The following is a 13,355-nucleotide window of genomic DNA, read 5'->3' as shown; positions in this document are numbered from 1 at the left end:
GCTCAGCCCTTCATCATGTTGATGTCGTCGACCGCGATGGTGCCGCGGTTGCGGAAGTAGATGACGAGGATGGCAAGGCCGATCGCCGCCTCGCCCGCCGCGACGGTGAGCACAAACATCGCGAACACCTGGCCCACGAGATCGCCAAGGAATGCCGAGAACGCCACGAGGTTGATGTTCACGGCAAGCAGGATCAGCTCGATCGACATCAGGATGACGATCACGTTCTTCCGATTGAGGAAGATGCCGAGCACGCCGAGGACGAACAGGATCGCCGCGACGGTGAGATAGTGGGTGATGCCGATCATTTGAGTTTCACCCCCTCGCCCACAGGCACGCTGACGACATCGACGGCCTCCTCGGGCCGCACGGCATTCTGCCGGGCGATGCTCTGCTTCTTCACGCCGGTACGCTGGCGATGCGTCAGCACGATCGCGCCGATCATCGCGGTCAGCAGCACCATGCCCGCCGCCTGGAAGATGTAGACGTATTTGGTGTAGATGAGCGCGCCGAGCGCCTCGGTGTTGGTCACGTCACCCGCAGCCGACAGCGGTGCGGCCGCGACGGCCTGCGCGCCAGCGCCGAGCGTCCACGCCGTGCCCGCGATCACGAGTTCGGCAAGCAGCACACCGGCGAGCATCAGCCCGAACGGCATGTAGCGCGCGAAACCGGATCGCAGCTCCGAAAAGTCGATGTCGAGCATCATGACGACGAACAGGAACAGCACCGCGACCGCGCCTACGTAAACGATCACGAGGATCATCGCGATGAACTCGGCGCCGAGCAGCAGGAACAGGCCGGCGGCGTTGAAGAACGCCAGGATCAGCCAGAGCACGCTGTGCACCGGGTTGCGGGCGAAGATCACCGCCGTTGCCGACAGGACAATAATGCCTGCGAGCATATAGAAGATGATGGCCTCGATCACGGTTTTGCCCCGCCCCTGTTCATGTCGACCCTCTTTTGCCTGCGGCCGGTTATCGCCACTGCGCGTCCGCCGCAAGGTTGGCGGCGATCGCCGTTTCCCACTGCTCGCCGTTCGCCAGCAGCTTCGCCTTGTCGTAGATCAGTTCTTCGCGCGTTTCGGTCGCGAACTCGAAATTCGGCCCTTCGACGATCGCGTCCACCGGGCAGGCTTCCTGACAGAAGCCGCAGTAGATGCACTTCGTCATGTCGATGTCGTAGCGCGTGGTACGGCGCGAGCCGTCTTCGCGCGGTTCGGCCTCGATGGTTATCGCCTGCGCCGGGCACACGGCCTCGCAAAGCTTGCACGCGATGCAGCGTTCCTCGCCGTTCGGATAGCGGCGCAGCGCATGTTCGCCGCGGAAGCGCGGGCTGATCGGCCCCTTCTCGAACGGATAGTTCAGCGTCGCCTTCGGCTTGAACATGTATTTGAGCGTGAGCGCCATGCCCTGGACGAACTCCAGCAGCAGCATCGATTTGGCAGCGCGGAATATGGCGGTCATTGCACCAACGCTTTCACTTCTTCATCGGATAGTGGTTCTTGTGGCGTTGACGTTTCGTCACAAAATCCCAGCCAGCGCGTATTGTATTTCGGATAATCACGCTTGGAAGCGCTCCCCGAACTCCCATCATCATTCAAAAAACCTTCCATGATGACGAGGTATTTCTCGCTCTTACTAGGCGGTTTTGAGTCACCTGCGGCATCGCCAAACCAGAGCCTCAGAAGCTCTTTCCCCTTATGAAGGTTAAGAGGCCAAGATTCATACTGAGGGTACTTGGGATTCCGCCACGGCGCATATCCCTTTAGAATACCGATGTCGTCGACCTGAACTGAAATCTGTGATTCAGTTTTGGTCAATTTCTTTTCGGCATTCACATAACCTCGTTGACCTTGAAACTTAAATTCAAGCGCACCTTGTTTCCCGGTCTTCTCAAAAACCCTGCAGCGGTAATGGTAGTTCGGCAGCGTTAGCGACTGCACGGTCGGTTGCTCTATCATTATAGTCACAGGCGCAGAGACTTGCGCAAGAAGGAGAAAGGCAACGACGCTCACGACGCAAACCTGTCTGTGAAGAACATCAGCCACCCGGAGACCAGGAACACCCAGAAGAGCGAGAGCGGCAGGAACACCTTCCAGCCGAGGCGCATGAGCTGGTCATAGCGATACCTCGGCACGGTCGCCTTCACCCAGGCGAAGACGAAAAACACGAACGCCATCTTCGCAAGGAACCAGATGAAGCCCGGAATCACGTAGAGCGGCGCCCAGTCCACCGGGGGCAGCCAGCCGCCGAGGAAGAGGATCGACGTCATCGCGCACATCAGGAGGATGTTCGCGTACTCACCGAGCCAGAACAGCGCGAAGCTCATCGAGGAGTATTCGACCTGATAACCCGCGACGAGCTCGGCTTCCGCTTCGGGAAGGTCGAACGGCGGGCGGTTCGTTTCGGCGAGCGCCGAGATGAAGAACACAATGCCCATCGGGAACAGCAGCGGATTGAAGATATTGCCGTTCAGAAACAGAATGTTGCCCTGCTGGCTCATCACGATGTCGCTGAGATTGAACGACGAGGCGTAGAGCACGACGTTGATGATGACGAGGCCGAGCGAGACTTCGTAGGACACCATCTGCGCCGCCGAGCGCAGGCCGCCGAGGAACGGGTATTTCGAGTTCGACGCCCAGCCCGACATGATGATGCCGTAGACGCCGAGCGAGGAGACCGCGAACAGGTAGAGGATGCCGACGTTGATGTCGGCAAGCACCGCGCTCGCATCGAACGGGATCACCGCCCAGCCGATGAGCGCAAGCGTAAACGTGATCATCGGCGCGAGCAGGAACACGCCCTTGTTCGCGCCCGACGGGATGATGGTCTCCTTGAGGAAGACCTTGGCGCCGTCGGCGAAGCTCTGCAGCAGGCCCCACGGACCCACCACGTTCGGGCCACGACGCAGCTGCATCGCCGCCCAGATCTTGCGGTCCGCATAGACCGCGAAGGCGACCGCAACCATCACCGGCAGCGCGATGAGCAGGATGAGGATGAGCGTGGCGACCAGGTAGCCGAGGTTCGGCCCGATCAGATCCTGAAAGAACGCCGTCATTATTCCGCCGCCTCCAGCGCAGGCGCGCCATGGAGCAGCGTCGAGGAGCAATCCTGCATCACCTCGGACGCGCGGGCGACCGCATTCGTCAGGTAGAAATCACTGATAAAACGACCGATCGGCGCGGCGTCGAACTCGCTGGCCATGCCGAAGTCGATCTCGCCGGAAGCCGCAGCGATCCCTTCTTCCGCCAGATGCGGCCATTCGGAGGCGACACGGGCACGGAGCGCGGCGAAGCTGTCGTAGGGCAGCTTACTCCCCAGCACCTCGGAGAGCGCGCGCAGGATCGCCCAGTCTTCGCGGGCGTCGCCCGGCGCGAATACGGCGCGGTAGGCGCGCTGCACGCGGCCTTCCATGTTGACGTAGGTGCCGTCCTTCTCGGCGAAGCTCGCCGAGGGCAGGATCACGTCGGCGCCGCGGGCGCCGAGGTCGCCGTGGTGTCCGATATAGACCTTGAAGACGCCTTCGAGGTTGGTGTCGATCTCGTCCGCGCCGTGCACGATGAGCGCTTTCAGACCACCGCCGAGCACTTCGGAGATGCCGCCGTCGTGCGCGAAGCCGATGTCGAGACCACCGACGCGCGAGGCGGCGGTGTGCAGGACGTTGAACCCCTCGGCGTTCATCTTCGCGGCCTTGGCGATCTTGCCGAGCGCGGCGAGGATCGCGGGCGCGTCGCCGCGCGTGAGCGCTGCGGCACCGACGATGATCGCGGGCTTCGTGGCGCTTTTCAGCGCGTCAGCCGCAGCCTTCGGAAGCTTGCCGAGCACGGACGCGCCCTCGCCGAGCTGCGTGACCGGATAGGTGAGATCGACCTCCGGCCCCACGTTGAAGACCTTGGCGCCCTTCTTCAGGACCGCCTTGCGCAGACGCGTGTTGACGAGCGGCGCATCCCAGCGCGGGTTCGCGCCGACGAGGAGCACGACGTCCGCGTCCTCGATCCCGGCGATGCCGGTGTTGAAGCGGTAAGCGCCCGCGCCGCCGGCGGGCAGCGCCATGCCGTCCGTGCGGCATTCGAAGCGGTCCGAACCGAGCGACTTCATGAGGTCTTTGAGCGCGACCATCGATTCAACGTCGAGCAGCTCGCCCGCCACCGCGCCGATCTGGTTGCCGCTGAGATCCGAGAGCCCGGTTTTCACGGCGTTGAAGGCTTCCGCCCAGCTCGCCGCCTCAAGCTTGCCGCCGCGCCGCACATAGGGCTTGTCGAGGCGGCGCTTGGAAAGGCCGAGCGGCGCGTAGCGCGTCTTGTCCGACGCCCATTCCTCATTCACGTCGTCGTTGACGCGCGGCAGCACGCGCAGCACCGCGGGGCCGCGCGCGTCGATGCGGATGTTGGTGCCGACCGCGTCCATCACGCAGATACCGCTCGTCTTCGTCAGCTCCCACGGCCGCGCCTCGAACGCATAGGGCTTCGAGGTAAGCGCGCCCACGGGGCAGAGATCGATGACGTTGCCCGAAAGCTCCGACTTCACCGCCGCTTCGAGATACGAGGTGATCTGCATGTTCTCGCCGCGATAGAGCGCGCCGATCTCGTCGGTGCCCGCCACTTCCTCGGCAAAGCGCACGCAGCGCGTGCAATGGATGCAGCGCGTCATGGCCGTCTTGATGATCGGACCCATGTACTTCTCGGTGACGGCGCGCTTGTTCTCCGTGTAGCGCGTGCGCCCGCGGCCGTAGGCGATCGACTGGTCCTGCAGGTCGCACTCGCCGCCCTGATCGCAGATCGGGCAATCGAGCGGGTGGTTGATGAGCAGAAACTCCATCACACCTTCGCGCGCCTTCTTCACCATCGGGCTGTCGGTGCGAACCTCCTGCCCGTCCGCTGCGGGAAGCGCGCAGGACGCCTGCGGCTTCGGCGGTCCCGGCTTCACCTCGACGAGGCACATGCGGCAGTTGCCGGCGATCGAAAGCCGCTCGTGATAGCAGAAGCGCGGCACTTCCTTGCCCGCAGCCTCACACGCCTGAAGCACGGTGGCTCCGGCGGGGACTTCGACCTCGATGCCGTCTACGGTAAGTTTAGGCATCAGCCATCACCCCAAAGGAAGTCATAAGCGATAAAGCAGAGCCCCGCCGCCACAGGGAGCACAAAAAGCACGAGCAAACACCCCATGTAGAGGCGCTTGCTGAGACGCTTGCGCGCCACTTCATCGGCACCGTCGAAAACAAAGCGCCCCACAAGCTCAGCGCAAGCATGGAAGACCACCTCCAAGACCGGGCCTGCTGGCATAGATCCCCCATCGCCCTACTCCGCCGCCACGGCGAGGGCAGCGCCCTTGCGTTCGTTGATGCGGCGCTCAAGTTCCGGGCGGAAGTGACGGATGAGGCCCTGGATCGGCCAGGCCGCCGCATCGCCGAGCGCGCAGATGGTGTGGCCCTCAACCTCTGTGGTGACGTCGAGCAGCGTATCGATTTCCGAAAGATCGGCGTCGCCGGTGCGCAGCCGTTCCATCACGCGCCACATCCAGCCGGTGCCCTCGCGGCAAGGCGTACATTGCCCGCAGCTCTCGTGCTTGTAGAAATAGGAGATGCGGCTGATGGCGCGGACGATGTCGGTGGACTTGTCCATCACGATCACCGCCGCCGTGCCGAGGCCGGACTTGAGTTCACGGAGGCCGTCGAAATCCATCGGCGCGTCCATGATCTGTTCGGCGGGCACGAGCGGTACGGACGAACCGCCGGGGATGACCGCGAGCAAATTGTCCCAGCCGCCGCGTATACCGCCGCCATGCTTTTCGATCAGCTCGCGGAAGCTGATGCCCATCGTTTCTTCAACGACGCACGGCGTGTTCACATGGCCGGAGATCTGGAAGAGCTTGGTGCCGAGGTTGTTCGGACGGCCGAAGCCCGCGAACCATTCCGCGCCACGCCTCAGGATCGTGGGGACGACCGCGATGCTCTCGACATTGTTCACCGTCGTCGGGCAGCCGTAGAGGCCTGCGCCCGCCGGGAACGGCGGTTTCAGGCGCGGCTGGCCCTTCTTGCCTTCAAGGCTTTCGAGGAGCGCGGTTTCTTCGCCGCAGATGTATGCGCCCGCGCCGCGATGGACGTAGACGTCGAAATCATAGCCCGAACCGCAGGCGTTCTTGCCGATCAGGCCCTTGTCGTAGGCCTGCTCCACGGCGGCGAACAGCGTCTCCGCCTCGCGGATGAACTCGCCGCGAATGTAGATGTACGCGGCCTTCGCGCGCATCGCGAAGCCGGCGATCAGCGCGCCTTCGATCAGCTTGTGCGGATCGTGGCGGATGATCTCGCGGTCCTTGCACGAGCCGGGCTCGGACTCGTCGGCATTGATGACGAGGTAGGACGGGCGATCCTCGCGTGGTTCCTTCGGCATGAAGGACCATTTGAGGCCGGTGGGGAAGCCCGCGCCGCCGCGCCCGCGAAGGCCCGACGCCTTCACCTGCTCGATGATCCAGTCCTGCCCCTTGGCGAGGAAATCCTTGGTGCCGTCCCAGTCGCCGCGCTTCAGCGCGCCTTTGACGCCCCAATCCTGGAACCCGTAGAGGTTCGTGAAAATCCGGTCCTTGTCCTCAAGCGGCGCAATGGTCGTCATGCCATATACTCCTTGAGAACGCGGGGTCCGCCGACGGGCGCGCTGTTCTGGCGCTCGATCTGCGGGCCGGGCTTCGGCGTCTTGCCGGCAGCAAGGTCTTCGAGAATGCGCGTCATGCTCGCGTAGTCGAGGTCTTCGAAATTGTCGTCGTTGATCTGCACCATCGGCGCGTTCGCGCAGGTGCCCATGCACTCGACCTCGGTGAGCGTGAAAAGGCCGTCCTCGGTGGTGTGGCCCTTGGCGAGCCCCTTGTCCTTGCACGCCTTCATCACGTCGTCGGAGCCGCGCAGCATACAGGGCGTCGTGCCACAGACCTGCACGTGATGGCGACCGACGGGCGCGAGGTTGTACATCGTGTAGAAGGTCGCGACCTCGAGCACGCGGATGTACGGCATGCCGAGCATGTTCGCGATGAACTCGATCACGGGGATCGGCAGCCAGCCCTGCGTCTTCGTCTGCGCGCCGACCTGGCGCTGCGCGAGATCGAGGAGCGGCATCACGGCGGATTGCTTCCGCACCTCCGGATAGCGCGCAAGGATCACCTTCACGCGCTTGGCGTTCTCAGGCGTCCAATCGAAACCATCGAACGCGTGATGCTGTTCGGGCGTTGCTGAAGCGGCGTGACTCACCGGTCGACCTCACCGAAAACGATATCGAGACTGCCGAGCACGGCGGGCGCGTCGGCGAGCATGTGGCCCTTGCAGAGGAAATCCATCGCCTGCAGGTGCGAGAAGCCCGTGGGGCGGATCTTGCAGCGGTAAGGCTTGTTGGTGCCGTCGGCTACCATGTAGATGCCGAACTCGCCCTTGGGGCTTTCGGTCGCGACGTACACCTCGCCCGCCGGAACGTGGAAGCCTTCCGTGTAGAGCTTGAAGTGGTGGATGAGCGCTTCCATCGAGCGCTTCATCTCGCCGCGCTTGGGCGGCACCACCTTGCGGTCGAGGCTGGCGATCGGCCCTTCGGGCATCTCGCGCAGGCACTGCTTGATGATGCGCAGCGACTGCTTCATTTCCTCAATGCGGACCATGAAGCGGTCGTAGCAATCGCCGTTCTTGCCGACCGGCACATCGAACTCCATGCGGTCGTAGACCTCGTAAGGCTGCGACTTGCGGAGGTCCCACGGCAGGCCGGAGCCACGGATGCAAGGGCCAGAGAAGCCCCACGCCACCGCGTCCTGCTCGCTGATGACGCCGATGTCGACGTTGCGCTGCTTGAAGATGCGGTTGTCACAGATCAGCGCCTCGAAGTCGGCGAGCGCCTTCGGGAAGGCGTCGGCCCAGTCGGCGATGTCGGCGATCAGCTTCGGCGGCAGGTCCTGATGGACACCGCCGGGCCGGAAATAGGCCGCATGGAAGCGCGCGCCGGAAGCCCGCTCGTAGAAGCCGAGCAGTTCCTCGCGCTCCTCGAACAGCCACAGGATCGGCGTCAGCGCGCCGACGTCCATCGCGTGCGCGGTGGTGTTGAGGATGTGATTGGCGATGCGCGTCAGTTCAGCGAACAGCACTCGGATATACTGCGCGCGCAGCGGCACCTCGATATCGAGCAGCTTTTCGACCGCAAGCACATAGCTGTGCTCCATGGACATCGGCGACACGTAGTCGAGCCGGTCCATGTAGGGCAGCGCCTGAAGATAAGTCTTGTACTCGATCAGCTTCTCGGTGCCGCGGTGAAGCAGGCCCACGTGCGGATCGCAGCGCTCGATGATCTCGCCGTCCAGCTCCATGACGAGACGCAGCACACCGTGCGCCGCCGGATGCTGCGGGCCGAAGTTGATCGTGTAGTTCTGGATTTCGACGTCGCCGGTCGTGGCGGGCGTCGTGGTCGCGACTTCGGCCATCAGCTCGCCTTCCCTTCCGCCTTTTCATCGCCCGGCAGCACGTAATCGGCGCCTTCCCACGGGCTCATGAAATCGAAGCTGCGGAAATCCTGAGCCAGCTGAACGGGCTCATAGACAACGCGCTTGTGCTCTTCGGAGTAACGCAGCTCGACATAGCCGGTGAGCGGGAAGTCCTTGCGGAACGGATGCCCGGTGAAGCCGTAGTCGGTAAGAATGCGGCGATGGTCCGGGTTGCCGTCGAAACGGACGCCGTACATGTCCCACACTTCCCGCTCCAGCCAGCCCGCGACGGGCCAGAGATCGACGACGGAGGGAACAGCGTTCTTCTCGTCGGTGAGCGTCTTCACGCGGATGCGGCGGTTCTTCGTCAGCGAAAGCAGGCAGTAGTTGACCTCGAAGCGCTCCGGGCGCTCCGGATAGTCGACGCCCGCGATCTCCATGAGCTGCTGGTATTCAAGGCCGGACGTGTCGCGCAGCGCTTCGAGCGCCTTGTAGAGATCGCGGCGGTGAACCGTGATCGTCACCTCGAAAGCATGCTCGCTCGCATCGACAACGAGATCGCCAAGCGCGGCGCGCGCAGCTTCAATGACGCCTTCATCGGAAGAGGTACGGGGCGCGGGGCTTTTCATCGTTCGAACGTTCCCACCCGGCGGATTTTCCGCTGCAGCTGCAGGATGCCGTAAAGCAGCGCCTCTGCGGTCGGCGGGCAGCCCGGCACATAGATGTCCACGGGCACGATGCGATCGCAGCCGCGCACCACCGAATAGCTGTAGTGGTAATAGCCGCCGCCGTTGGCGCAGCTGCCCATCGAGATGACGTAGCGCGGTTCCGACATCTGGTCGTAAACGCGGCGCAGCGCCGGTGCCATCTTGTTGCAGAGCGTACCCGCGACGATCATCACGTCCGACTGGCGCGGGGATGCGCGCGGGGCAGCGCCGAAGCGCTCAAGGTCGTAGCGCGGCATGCTCGAATGCATCATTTCAACCGCGCAGCAGGCAAGGCCGAAGGTCATCCACCACAGCGAGCCAGTGCGCGCCCAGTGGAACAACTCCTCGGTCGAGGTGACGAGGAAGCCCTTGTTGGAGACCTCGTTGTTGATGTCGTCGACGAAGCCCTGTTCCGGCATGATGATGCTGGAGCCGGCAGGCGCCATTTGGGTTTCTACTCCCATTCCAGCGCGCCCTTCTTCCATTCGTAGATGAAGCCGATCGTAAGGATGCCAAGGAACACCATCATCGACGCCCAGCCGAACACGCCCGTCGCGCCGAGGCTCACCGCCCAGGGGAACAGGAACGCGACCTCAAGATCGAAGATGATGAACAGGATCGACACCAGATAGAAGCGCACGTCGAACTGGCGGCGCGCGTCTTCGAAGGCGGGGAAGCCGCACTCATATTCCGCAAGCTTGTTGGGGTCCGGCTTGTTGGTTCCCGTGAGGTTCGAAACAAGCACCGGCAGGCCGACGAAGACGCCCGAAAGCACCACCGCGACGCCCAGAAACAAGAGGATCGGCAGATACTCTGCCGCGACCGATTGCATACGCGATTCCCTGATGTTCGCGGCGCTTTTAGGCGCGTGTCAGCGGGCTTGCAAGGCTGTAAGCCCGCCTTTCGCAATCACTTTGCTGCGCTGCGAAGTGCCCCGCCGATGAGTTTATGCAAACGACTCTGAATAGCACCATTGGAGGCGATAACTTCGCGTCTTTCAAGGGACTTGTCGCCGCCGCGGTAGTCGCTGACGAACCCCCCGGCTTCGCGCACGAGGAGCATGCCAGCGCCCACGTCCCAGCTGTTAAGCCCTGCTTCCCAGTAGCCGTCGAAACGCCCTGCGGCGACCCATGCGAGATCGAGCGCGGCGGACCCGAAACGCCTTATGCCTGCGACATTTGGCGCCACGGCCTGCAGGATCGAATCGAACTGGTCGAAATCACCATGCCCGCGGAACGGAATGCCCGTCGCGATCAGGCAGTCGCCAAGGTCCTTGCGCGCCGAAACGCGCAGGCGCTGGTTCTGGAGCCAGGCACCCCTGCCCGCCTCCGCCCAGAAGCTCTCGTCGGTCATCGGCTGATAGACGAGGCCCGAGATGATCTGGCCGTCCTGCTCCGCTGCGATGGTGATCGCGAAGTGCGGGATGCCGTGCAGGAAGTTGGACGTGCCGTCGAGCGGATCGACGATCCAGCGCGGGCGCGAGGGATCCCCCTCGATTTCGCCGCCCTCTTCCAGCACCAGCCCCCAATCGGGGCGTGCCTGCCGGAGGATTTCGACGATGGAGCGCTCGGCCGCGCGGTCCGCGTTGGACACGAAGTCCGACGGACCCTTGCGGGAGACCTGAAGCTGCGACACCTCATTGAAATCGCGGCGCAGCCGCGGCGCAGCCTTGCGCGCGGCCTTGTCCATGATGGTGATGAGGGCGGAATGAGCAGGCATGGTGTTTCCGATCAGTCCGCGCGGCGGACGTAGGTCTGCTCGTAGACGTCGACGACGATACGGGTGCCCGACGCGATGTGCGGCGGCACCATGATGCGCACGCCGTTGTCGAGCACGGCGGGCTTGTAGCTGGAAGAGGCCGTCTGGCCCTTCACCACGGCATCGGCTTCCACGATCGTGGCTTCGACCTGATCGGGAAGCTGCACGGAAAGCGGCCGTTCTTCATAGAGTTCCATGACGACGTCCATGCCGTCCTGCAGGAAGGCGGCGGCATCGCCGAGGAGGTCCTGCGGCAGCGAGACCTGCTCGTAGGTCTCCTTGTCCATGAAGGTCAGCATGTCGCCTTCGGCATAGAGGAACTGGAAGTCCTTGGTGTCGAGGCGGACGCGCTCCACCGTTTCCGACGACCGGAAGCGGACGTTGGTCTTGCGGCCGTCGACGAGGTTCTTCAGTTCCACCTGCATGTAGGCGCCGCCCTTGCCGGGCTGCGTGTGCTGAATCTTCACGGCGCGCCACAGCCCGCCTTCATATTCGATGATGTTGCCGGGACGAATGTCCACGCCGCTGATCTTCATGGGTGCAATCCTGAGAAAGAGAGCCGAAACCGGAAAAGTGCGGGGCTTCTATCAGCCTGAGGGCGCGGGCTCAAGGCGGGACGAAATCGTTTGGAAAGGCATTTTCTTCAGAATAGGAAGAATCATGATCGCCACGCCCGCCGCTGCAAGCCCTTTAAGGGACAAGGCTTTCTCGCTCTATCTCGATCTGTGGCGCGCCTTTGCCGCGCTGATCGTGGTTATTGCGCACATGCGACAAGACGGCTTTGATCTGCCCATCACCTTCGCCGGCAAGTTCGCACACGAGGCCGTGATCGTGTTCTTCGTGCTGTCCGGCCTTGTGATTGCCCATAGCACGTTCGACAACAACCGGGGATGGCGAGACTATCTGGCGGCTCGCGCCTCACGCCTTTACGCGGTCATCGTTCCTGCAATCCTGCTCAGCGTCGCCTGCGCTGCGATAGTTTCGCCACCGGGATGGTCATCGGGGACAGTAAAGTCCGCGGAATGGTCGGCGTGGGACATTGTTTCGTCGCTGCTGTTTCTCAACAGGTCCTGGCTCAACGACGCGGACATACCGCTCAACCAGCCCTTCTGGTCTCTGTGCTACGAGGCTGCCTACTATACGCTTTTCGGCATTTGGGTTTTCACGAAGGGCAAGCTTCGCATCGGCCTCATGCTTCTTGGCATGATGGTCGCAGGGCCGGCGATCCTGCTCCTCAGTCCGGCCTGGCTGGCCGGCGTATGGCTTTACCGCAATATCGACAAGACCACGCTTCCGGCGCGCCCCCTCATCGCCATCCTCAGCATTGCCGCCATTGCGGTGATTGGCTTTGCGGGCGTGCCGCCGGCACTACGCGGTTGGTTTAGTGGCAATTTTCCGATGTGGTATGTGCTTCGCGATGCGACGAACCTTATCACCGACCTCCTGATCGGCTTTCTGTTCACGTTGCACCTGGTCGCCGTCCGGACACTGATTCCACCCGTGCTTATGCGGTTTTCGTCCGCCATCCGCTTCTTGGCCGGCGGCACGTTCACGCTTTACATGTTTCATCGGCCGATTACCGAACTGCTTTCCGGAGCGGCATTCGCCAAGCTCCACGGACCTTTGATGTCGCTGCTGGTGCTCGCCCTCATTGTGTGTTTCGCGCTCATGATGTCGCGCACGTTGGAACGCGGGTTCACGCGTTTTCTCAGAAAATGGATCGAAATGCTGCTGGAACGCTCCACGGCGATGCGCCGACCAGCCTGAACGAGCTACTTCAGAAGCTTCGCAAAATCCCGAACTGCGGATGCCGGGTCGGCGTTCCACACAGCGCCGCTGACAGCCAGAAAATCGGCCCCCGCCTCGATAAGGGGAGAGGCGTTCTCCGCAGTGATGCCCCCGATGGCGACACAGGGAATTTCGCTGATCGTCGTCCACCACGAGAGAATCGAAGGATCGGGGCGATGCGTCGTCGCCTTGGTGCTGGTGGGATAAAACGCGCCGAAAGCCACATAGTCCGCCCCCGCCTCGCCGGCTTCCATCGCAAGATGGCGGCTGTCGTGGCAAGTGACGCCGATCTGCGCGTCGTGGCCGAGCAGGCTGCGCGCCTCAGCAACACTGCCGTCGGTCTGGCCGAGATGAACGCCGTCCGCCCCGAGTTCCTTCGCAAGATCGGCGCGGTCGTTGAGGATGAAGGCCACGTCATAGGCGGCAAGGATCGGCTTCAACGCTGCCCCGGCGCGCAGGATTTCCATATCCTCCACACCCTTCAGCCGCAGCTGGAACGCAGCAACCACCCCTGCGTCGAGCGCGGCTTTCAGCTTTTCGGGAAAGCCCGGATCGTAGCGCTCAGGCGAGATGAGATAGAGCTGGCACGGCGGGCGAGGTTCGCGCCCGAAACGGTCTGCGAAACGCGGATCGAGCGCGACCTCGTCATCCATAAAGG

At 63.0% G+C, this 13,355-nt stretch carries 17 protein-coding genes; 1 reads left to right on the top strand and 16 read right to left on the bottom strand.

Annotated features, from left to right (window positions below; genetic code table 11):
* Positions 1-2: 2 nt before the first annotated feature.
* From nuoK to efp, 15 genes are all read right to left on the bottom strand, one after another.
* Positions 3-308 (bottom strand): NADH-quinone oxidoreductase subunit NuoK, encoded by a 306-nt coding sequence (nuoK, locus tag DFR51_RS07300; protein ID WP_121048598.1) that lies wholly within the window; start codon positions 306-308, stop codon positions 3-5.
* Positions 305-925 (bottom strand): NADH-quinone oxidoreductase subunit J, encoded by a 621-nt coding sequence (locus DFR51_RS07295; protein WP_121048595.1) that lies wholly within the window; start codon positions 923-925, stop codon positions 305-307. Before DFR51_RS07295 ends, nuoK begins: the two co-directional genes overlap by 4 nt.
* A 49-nt stretch (positions 926-974) precedes the next feature.
* Complete coding sequence (gene nuoI / locus DFR51_RS07290) at positions 975-1,463, bottom strand: NADH-quinone oxidoreductase subunit NuoI (protein ID WP_121048592.1); 489 nt, start codon at positions 1,461-1,463, stop codon at positions 975-977.
* Positions 1,460-2,014 (bottom strand): hypothetical protein, encoded by a 555-nt coding sequence (locus DFR51_RS18755; RefSeq protein ID WP_126494766.1) that lies wholly within the window; start codon positions 2,012-2,014, stop codon positions 1,460-1,462. Before DFR51_RS18755 ends, nuoI begins: the two co-directional genes overlap by 4 nt.
* On the bottom strand, positions 2,011-3,057 hold the full coding sequence (gene nuoH / locus DFR51_RS07285) for an NADH-quinone oxidoreductase subunit NuoH (RefSeq protein ID WP_121048589.1): 1,047 nt from the start codon (positions 3,055-3,057) through the stop codon (positions 2,011-2,013). Before nuoH ends, DFR51_RS18755 begins: the two co-directional genes overlap by 4 nt.
* On the bottom strand, positions 3,057-5,078 hold the full coding sequence (nuoG, locus tag DFR51_RS07280) for an NADH-quinone oxidoreductase subunit NuoG (protein WP_121048586.1): 2,022 nt from the start codon (positions 5,076-5,078) through the stop codon (positions 3,057-3,059). The genes nuoH and nuoG overlap by 1 nt, the downstream gene beginning before the upstream one ends.
* Complete coding sequence (locus DFR51_RS18750) at positions 5,078-5,263, bottom strand: hypothetical protein (protein WP_126494764.1); 186 nt, start codon at positions 5,261-5,263, stop codon at positions 5,078-5,080. Before DFR51_RS18750 ends, nuoG begins: the two co-directional genes overlap by 1 nt.
* Positions 5,264-5,296: 33 nt before the next feature.
* A complete protein-coding gene (gene nuoF / locus DFR51_RS07275) occupies positions 5,297-6,607 on the bottom strand; it encodes an NADH-quinone oxidoreductase subunit NuoF (RefSeq protein ID WP_121048583.1) in 1,311 nt (436 codons plus the stop codon).
* Complete coding sequence (nuoE, locus tag DFR51_RS07270) at positions 6,604-7,236, bottom strand: NADH-quinone oxidoreductase subunit NuoE (protein ID WP_121048580.1); 633 nt, start codon at positions 7,234-7,236, stop codon at positions 6,604-6,606. The genes nuoF and nuoE overlap by 4 nt, the downstream gene beginning before the upstream one ends.
* Positions 7,233-8,444 carry an NADH-quinone oxidoreductase subunit D gene (locus DFR51_RS07265; protein WP_121048577.1) on the bottom strand — a complete coding sequence of 404 codons (1,212 nt, stop codon included), beginning with the start codon at positions 8,442-8,444 and terminating at the stop codon, positions 7,233-7,235. The genes nuoE and DFR51_RS07265 overlap by 4 nt, the downstream gene beginning before the upstream one ends.
* Positions 8,444-9,073: an NADH-quinone oxidoreductase subunit C gene (locus tag DFR51_RS07260; protein ID WP_121048574.1), complete on the bottom strand. Its 630-nt coding sequence runs from the start codon at positions 9,071-9,073 to the stop codon at positions 8,444-8,446. The genes DFR51_RS07265 and DFR51_RS07260 overlap by 1 nt, the downstream gene beginning before the upstream one ends.
* Entirely contained in the window at positions 9,070-9,615 is a 546-nt protein-coding gene (locus DFR51_RS07255) for a NuoB/complex I 20 kDa subunit family protein (RefSeq protein ID WP_121048571.1), read from the bottom strand. The genes DFR51_RS07260 and DFR51_RS07255 overlap by 4 nt, the downstream gene beginning before the upstream one ends.
* A complete protein-coding gene (locus DFR51_RS07250; protein ID WP_121048569.1) occupies positions 9,606-9,983 on the bottom strand; it encodes an NADH-quinone oxidoreductase subunit A in 378 nt (125 codons plus the stop codon). The genes DFR51_RS07255 and DFR51_RS07250 overlap by 10 nt, the downstream gene beginning before the upstream one ends.
* Positions 9,984-10,060: 77 nt before the next feature.
* Complete coding sequence (locus DFR51_RS07245) at positions 10,061-10,870, bottom strand: inositol monophosphatase family protein (protein WP_121048566.1); 810 nt, start codon at positions 10,868-10,870, stop codon at positions 10,061-10,063.
* Between the two features lie 11 nt (positions 10,871-10,881).
* Complete coding sequence (gene efp / locus DFR51_RS07240; RefSeq protein WP_121048563.1) at positions 10,882-11,445, bottom strand: elongation factor P; 564 nt, start codon at positions 11,443-11,445, stop codon at positions 10,882-10,884.
* Between efp and DFR51_RS07235 the strand changes: the two genes are divergently transcribed.
* On the top strand, positions 11,423-12,676 hold the full coding sequence (locus DFR51_RS07235; protein WP_207790674.1) for an acyltransferase family protein: 1,254 nt from the start codon (positions 11,423-11,425) through the stop codon (positions 12,674-12,676). The genes efp and DFR51_RS07235 overlap by 23 nt on opposite strands.
* Before the next feature lie 5 nt (positions 12,677-12,681).
* Here DFR51_RS07235 and thiE read toward each other — a convergent pair whose 3' ends face one another.
* On the bottom strand, positions 12,682-13,350 hold the full coding sequence (thiE, locus tag DFR51_RS07230; protein WP_121048557.1) for a thiamine phosphate synthase: 669 nt from the start codon (positions 13,348-13,350) through the stop codon (positions 12,682-12,684).
* Between the last annotated feature and the right edge of the window lie 5 nt (positions 13,351-13,355).

Origin of the sequence: Sphingosinicella microcystinivorans (assembly GCF_003634215.1) — a bacterium.
Lineage (GTDB): Bacteria > Pseudomonadota > Alphaproteobacteria > Sphingomonadales > Sphingomonadaceae > Sphingosinicella > Sphingosinicella microcystinivorans.
Note: the sequence above shows the minus strand (reverse complement) of the source record. Positions and strands in the feature narration are given on the sequence as shown.

Bases quoted from the DNA above. Each gene is read 5' to 3' on its own strand.
- DFR51_RS07260 (WP_121048574.1), bottom strand. From the start codon at position 9,073: ATGAAAAGCCCCGCGCCCCGTACCTCTTCCGATGAAGGCGTCATTGAA.
- thiE (WP_121048557.1), bottom strand. From the start codon at position 13,350: ATGGATGACGAGGTCGCGCTCGATCCGCGTTTCGCAGACCGTTTCGGG.
- DFR51_RS07245 (WP_121048566.1), bottom strand. From the start codon at position 10,870: ATGCCTGCTCATTCCGCCCTCATCACCATCATGGACAAGGCCGCGCGC.
- nuoI (WP_121048592.1), bottom strand. From the start codon at position 1,463: ATGACCGCCATATTCCGCGCTGCCAAATCGATGCTGCTGCTGGAGTTC.
- DFR51_RS07235 (WP_207790674.1), top strand. From the start codon at position 11,423: ATGTCCACGCCGCTGATCTTCATGGGTGCAATCCTGAGAAAGAGAGCC.
- DFR51_RS07265 (WP_121048577.1), bottom strand. From the start codon at position 8,444: ATGGCCGAAGTCGCGACCACGACGCCCGCCACGACCGGCGACGTCGAA.
- nuoG (WP_121048586.1), bottom strand. From the start codon at position 5,078: ATGCCTAAACTTACCGTAGACGGCATCGAGGTCGAAGTCCCCGCCGGA.
- nuoK (WP_121048598.1), bottom strand. From the start codon at position 308: ATGATCGGCATCACCCACTATCTCACCGTCGCGGCGATCCTGTTCGTC.
- nuoF (WP_121048583.1), bottom strand. From the start codon at position 6,607: ATGACGACCATTGCGCCGCTTGAGGACAAGGACCGGATTTTCACGAAC.
- DFR51_RS07250 (WP_121048569.1), bottom strand. From the start codon at position 9,983: ATGCAATCGGTCGCGGCAGAGTATCTGCCGATCCTCTTGTTTCTGGGC.
- DFR51_RS07255 (WP_121048571.1), bottom strand. From the start codon at position 9,615: ATGGGAGTAGAAACCCAAATGGCGCCTGCCGGCTCCAGCATCATCATG.
- nuoH (WP_121048589.1), bottom strand. From the start codon at position 3,057: ATGACGGCGTTCTTTCAGGATCTGATCGGGCCGAACCTCGGCTACCTG.
- efp (WP_121048563.1), bottom strand. From the start codon at position 11,445: ATGAAGATCAGCGGCGTGGACATTCGTCCCGGCAACATCATCGAATAT.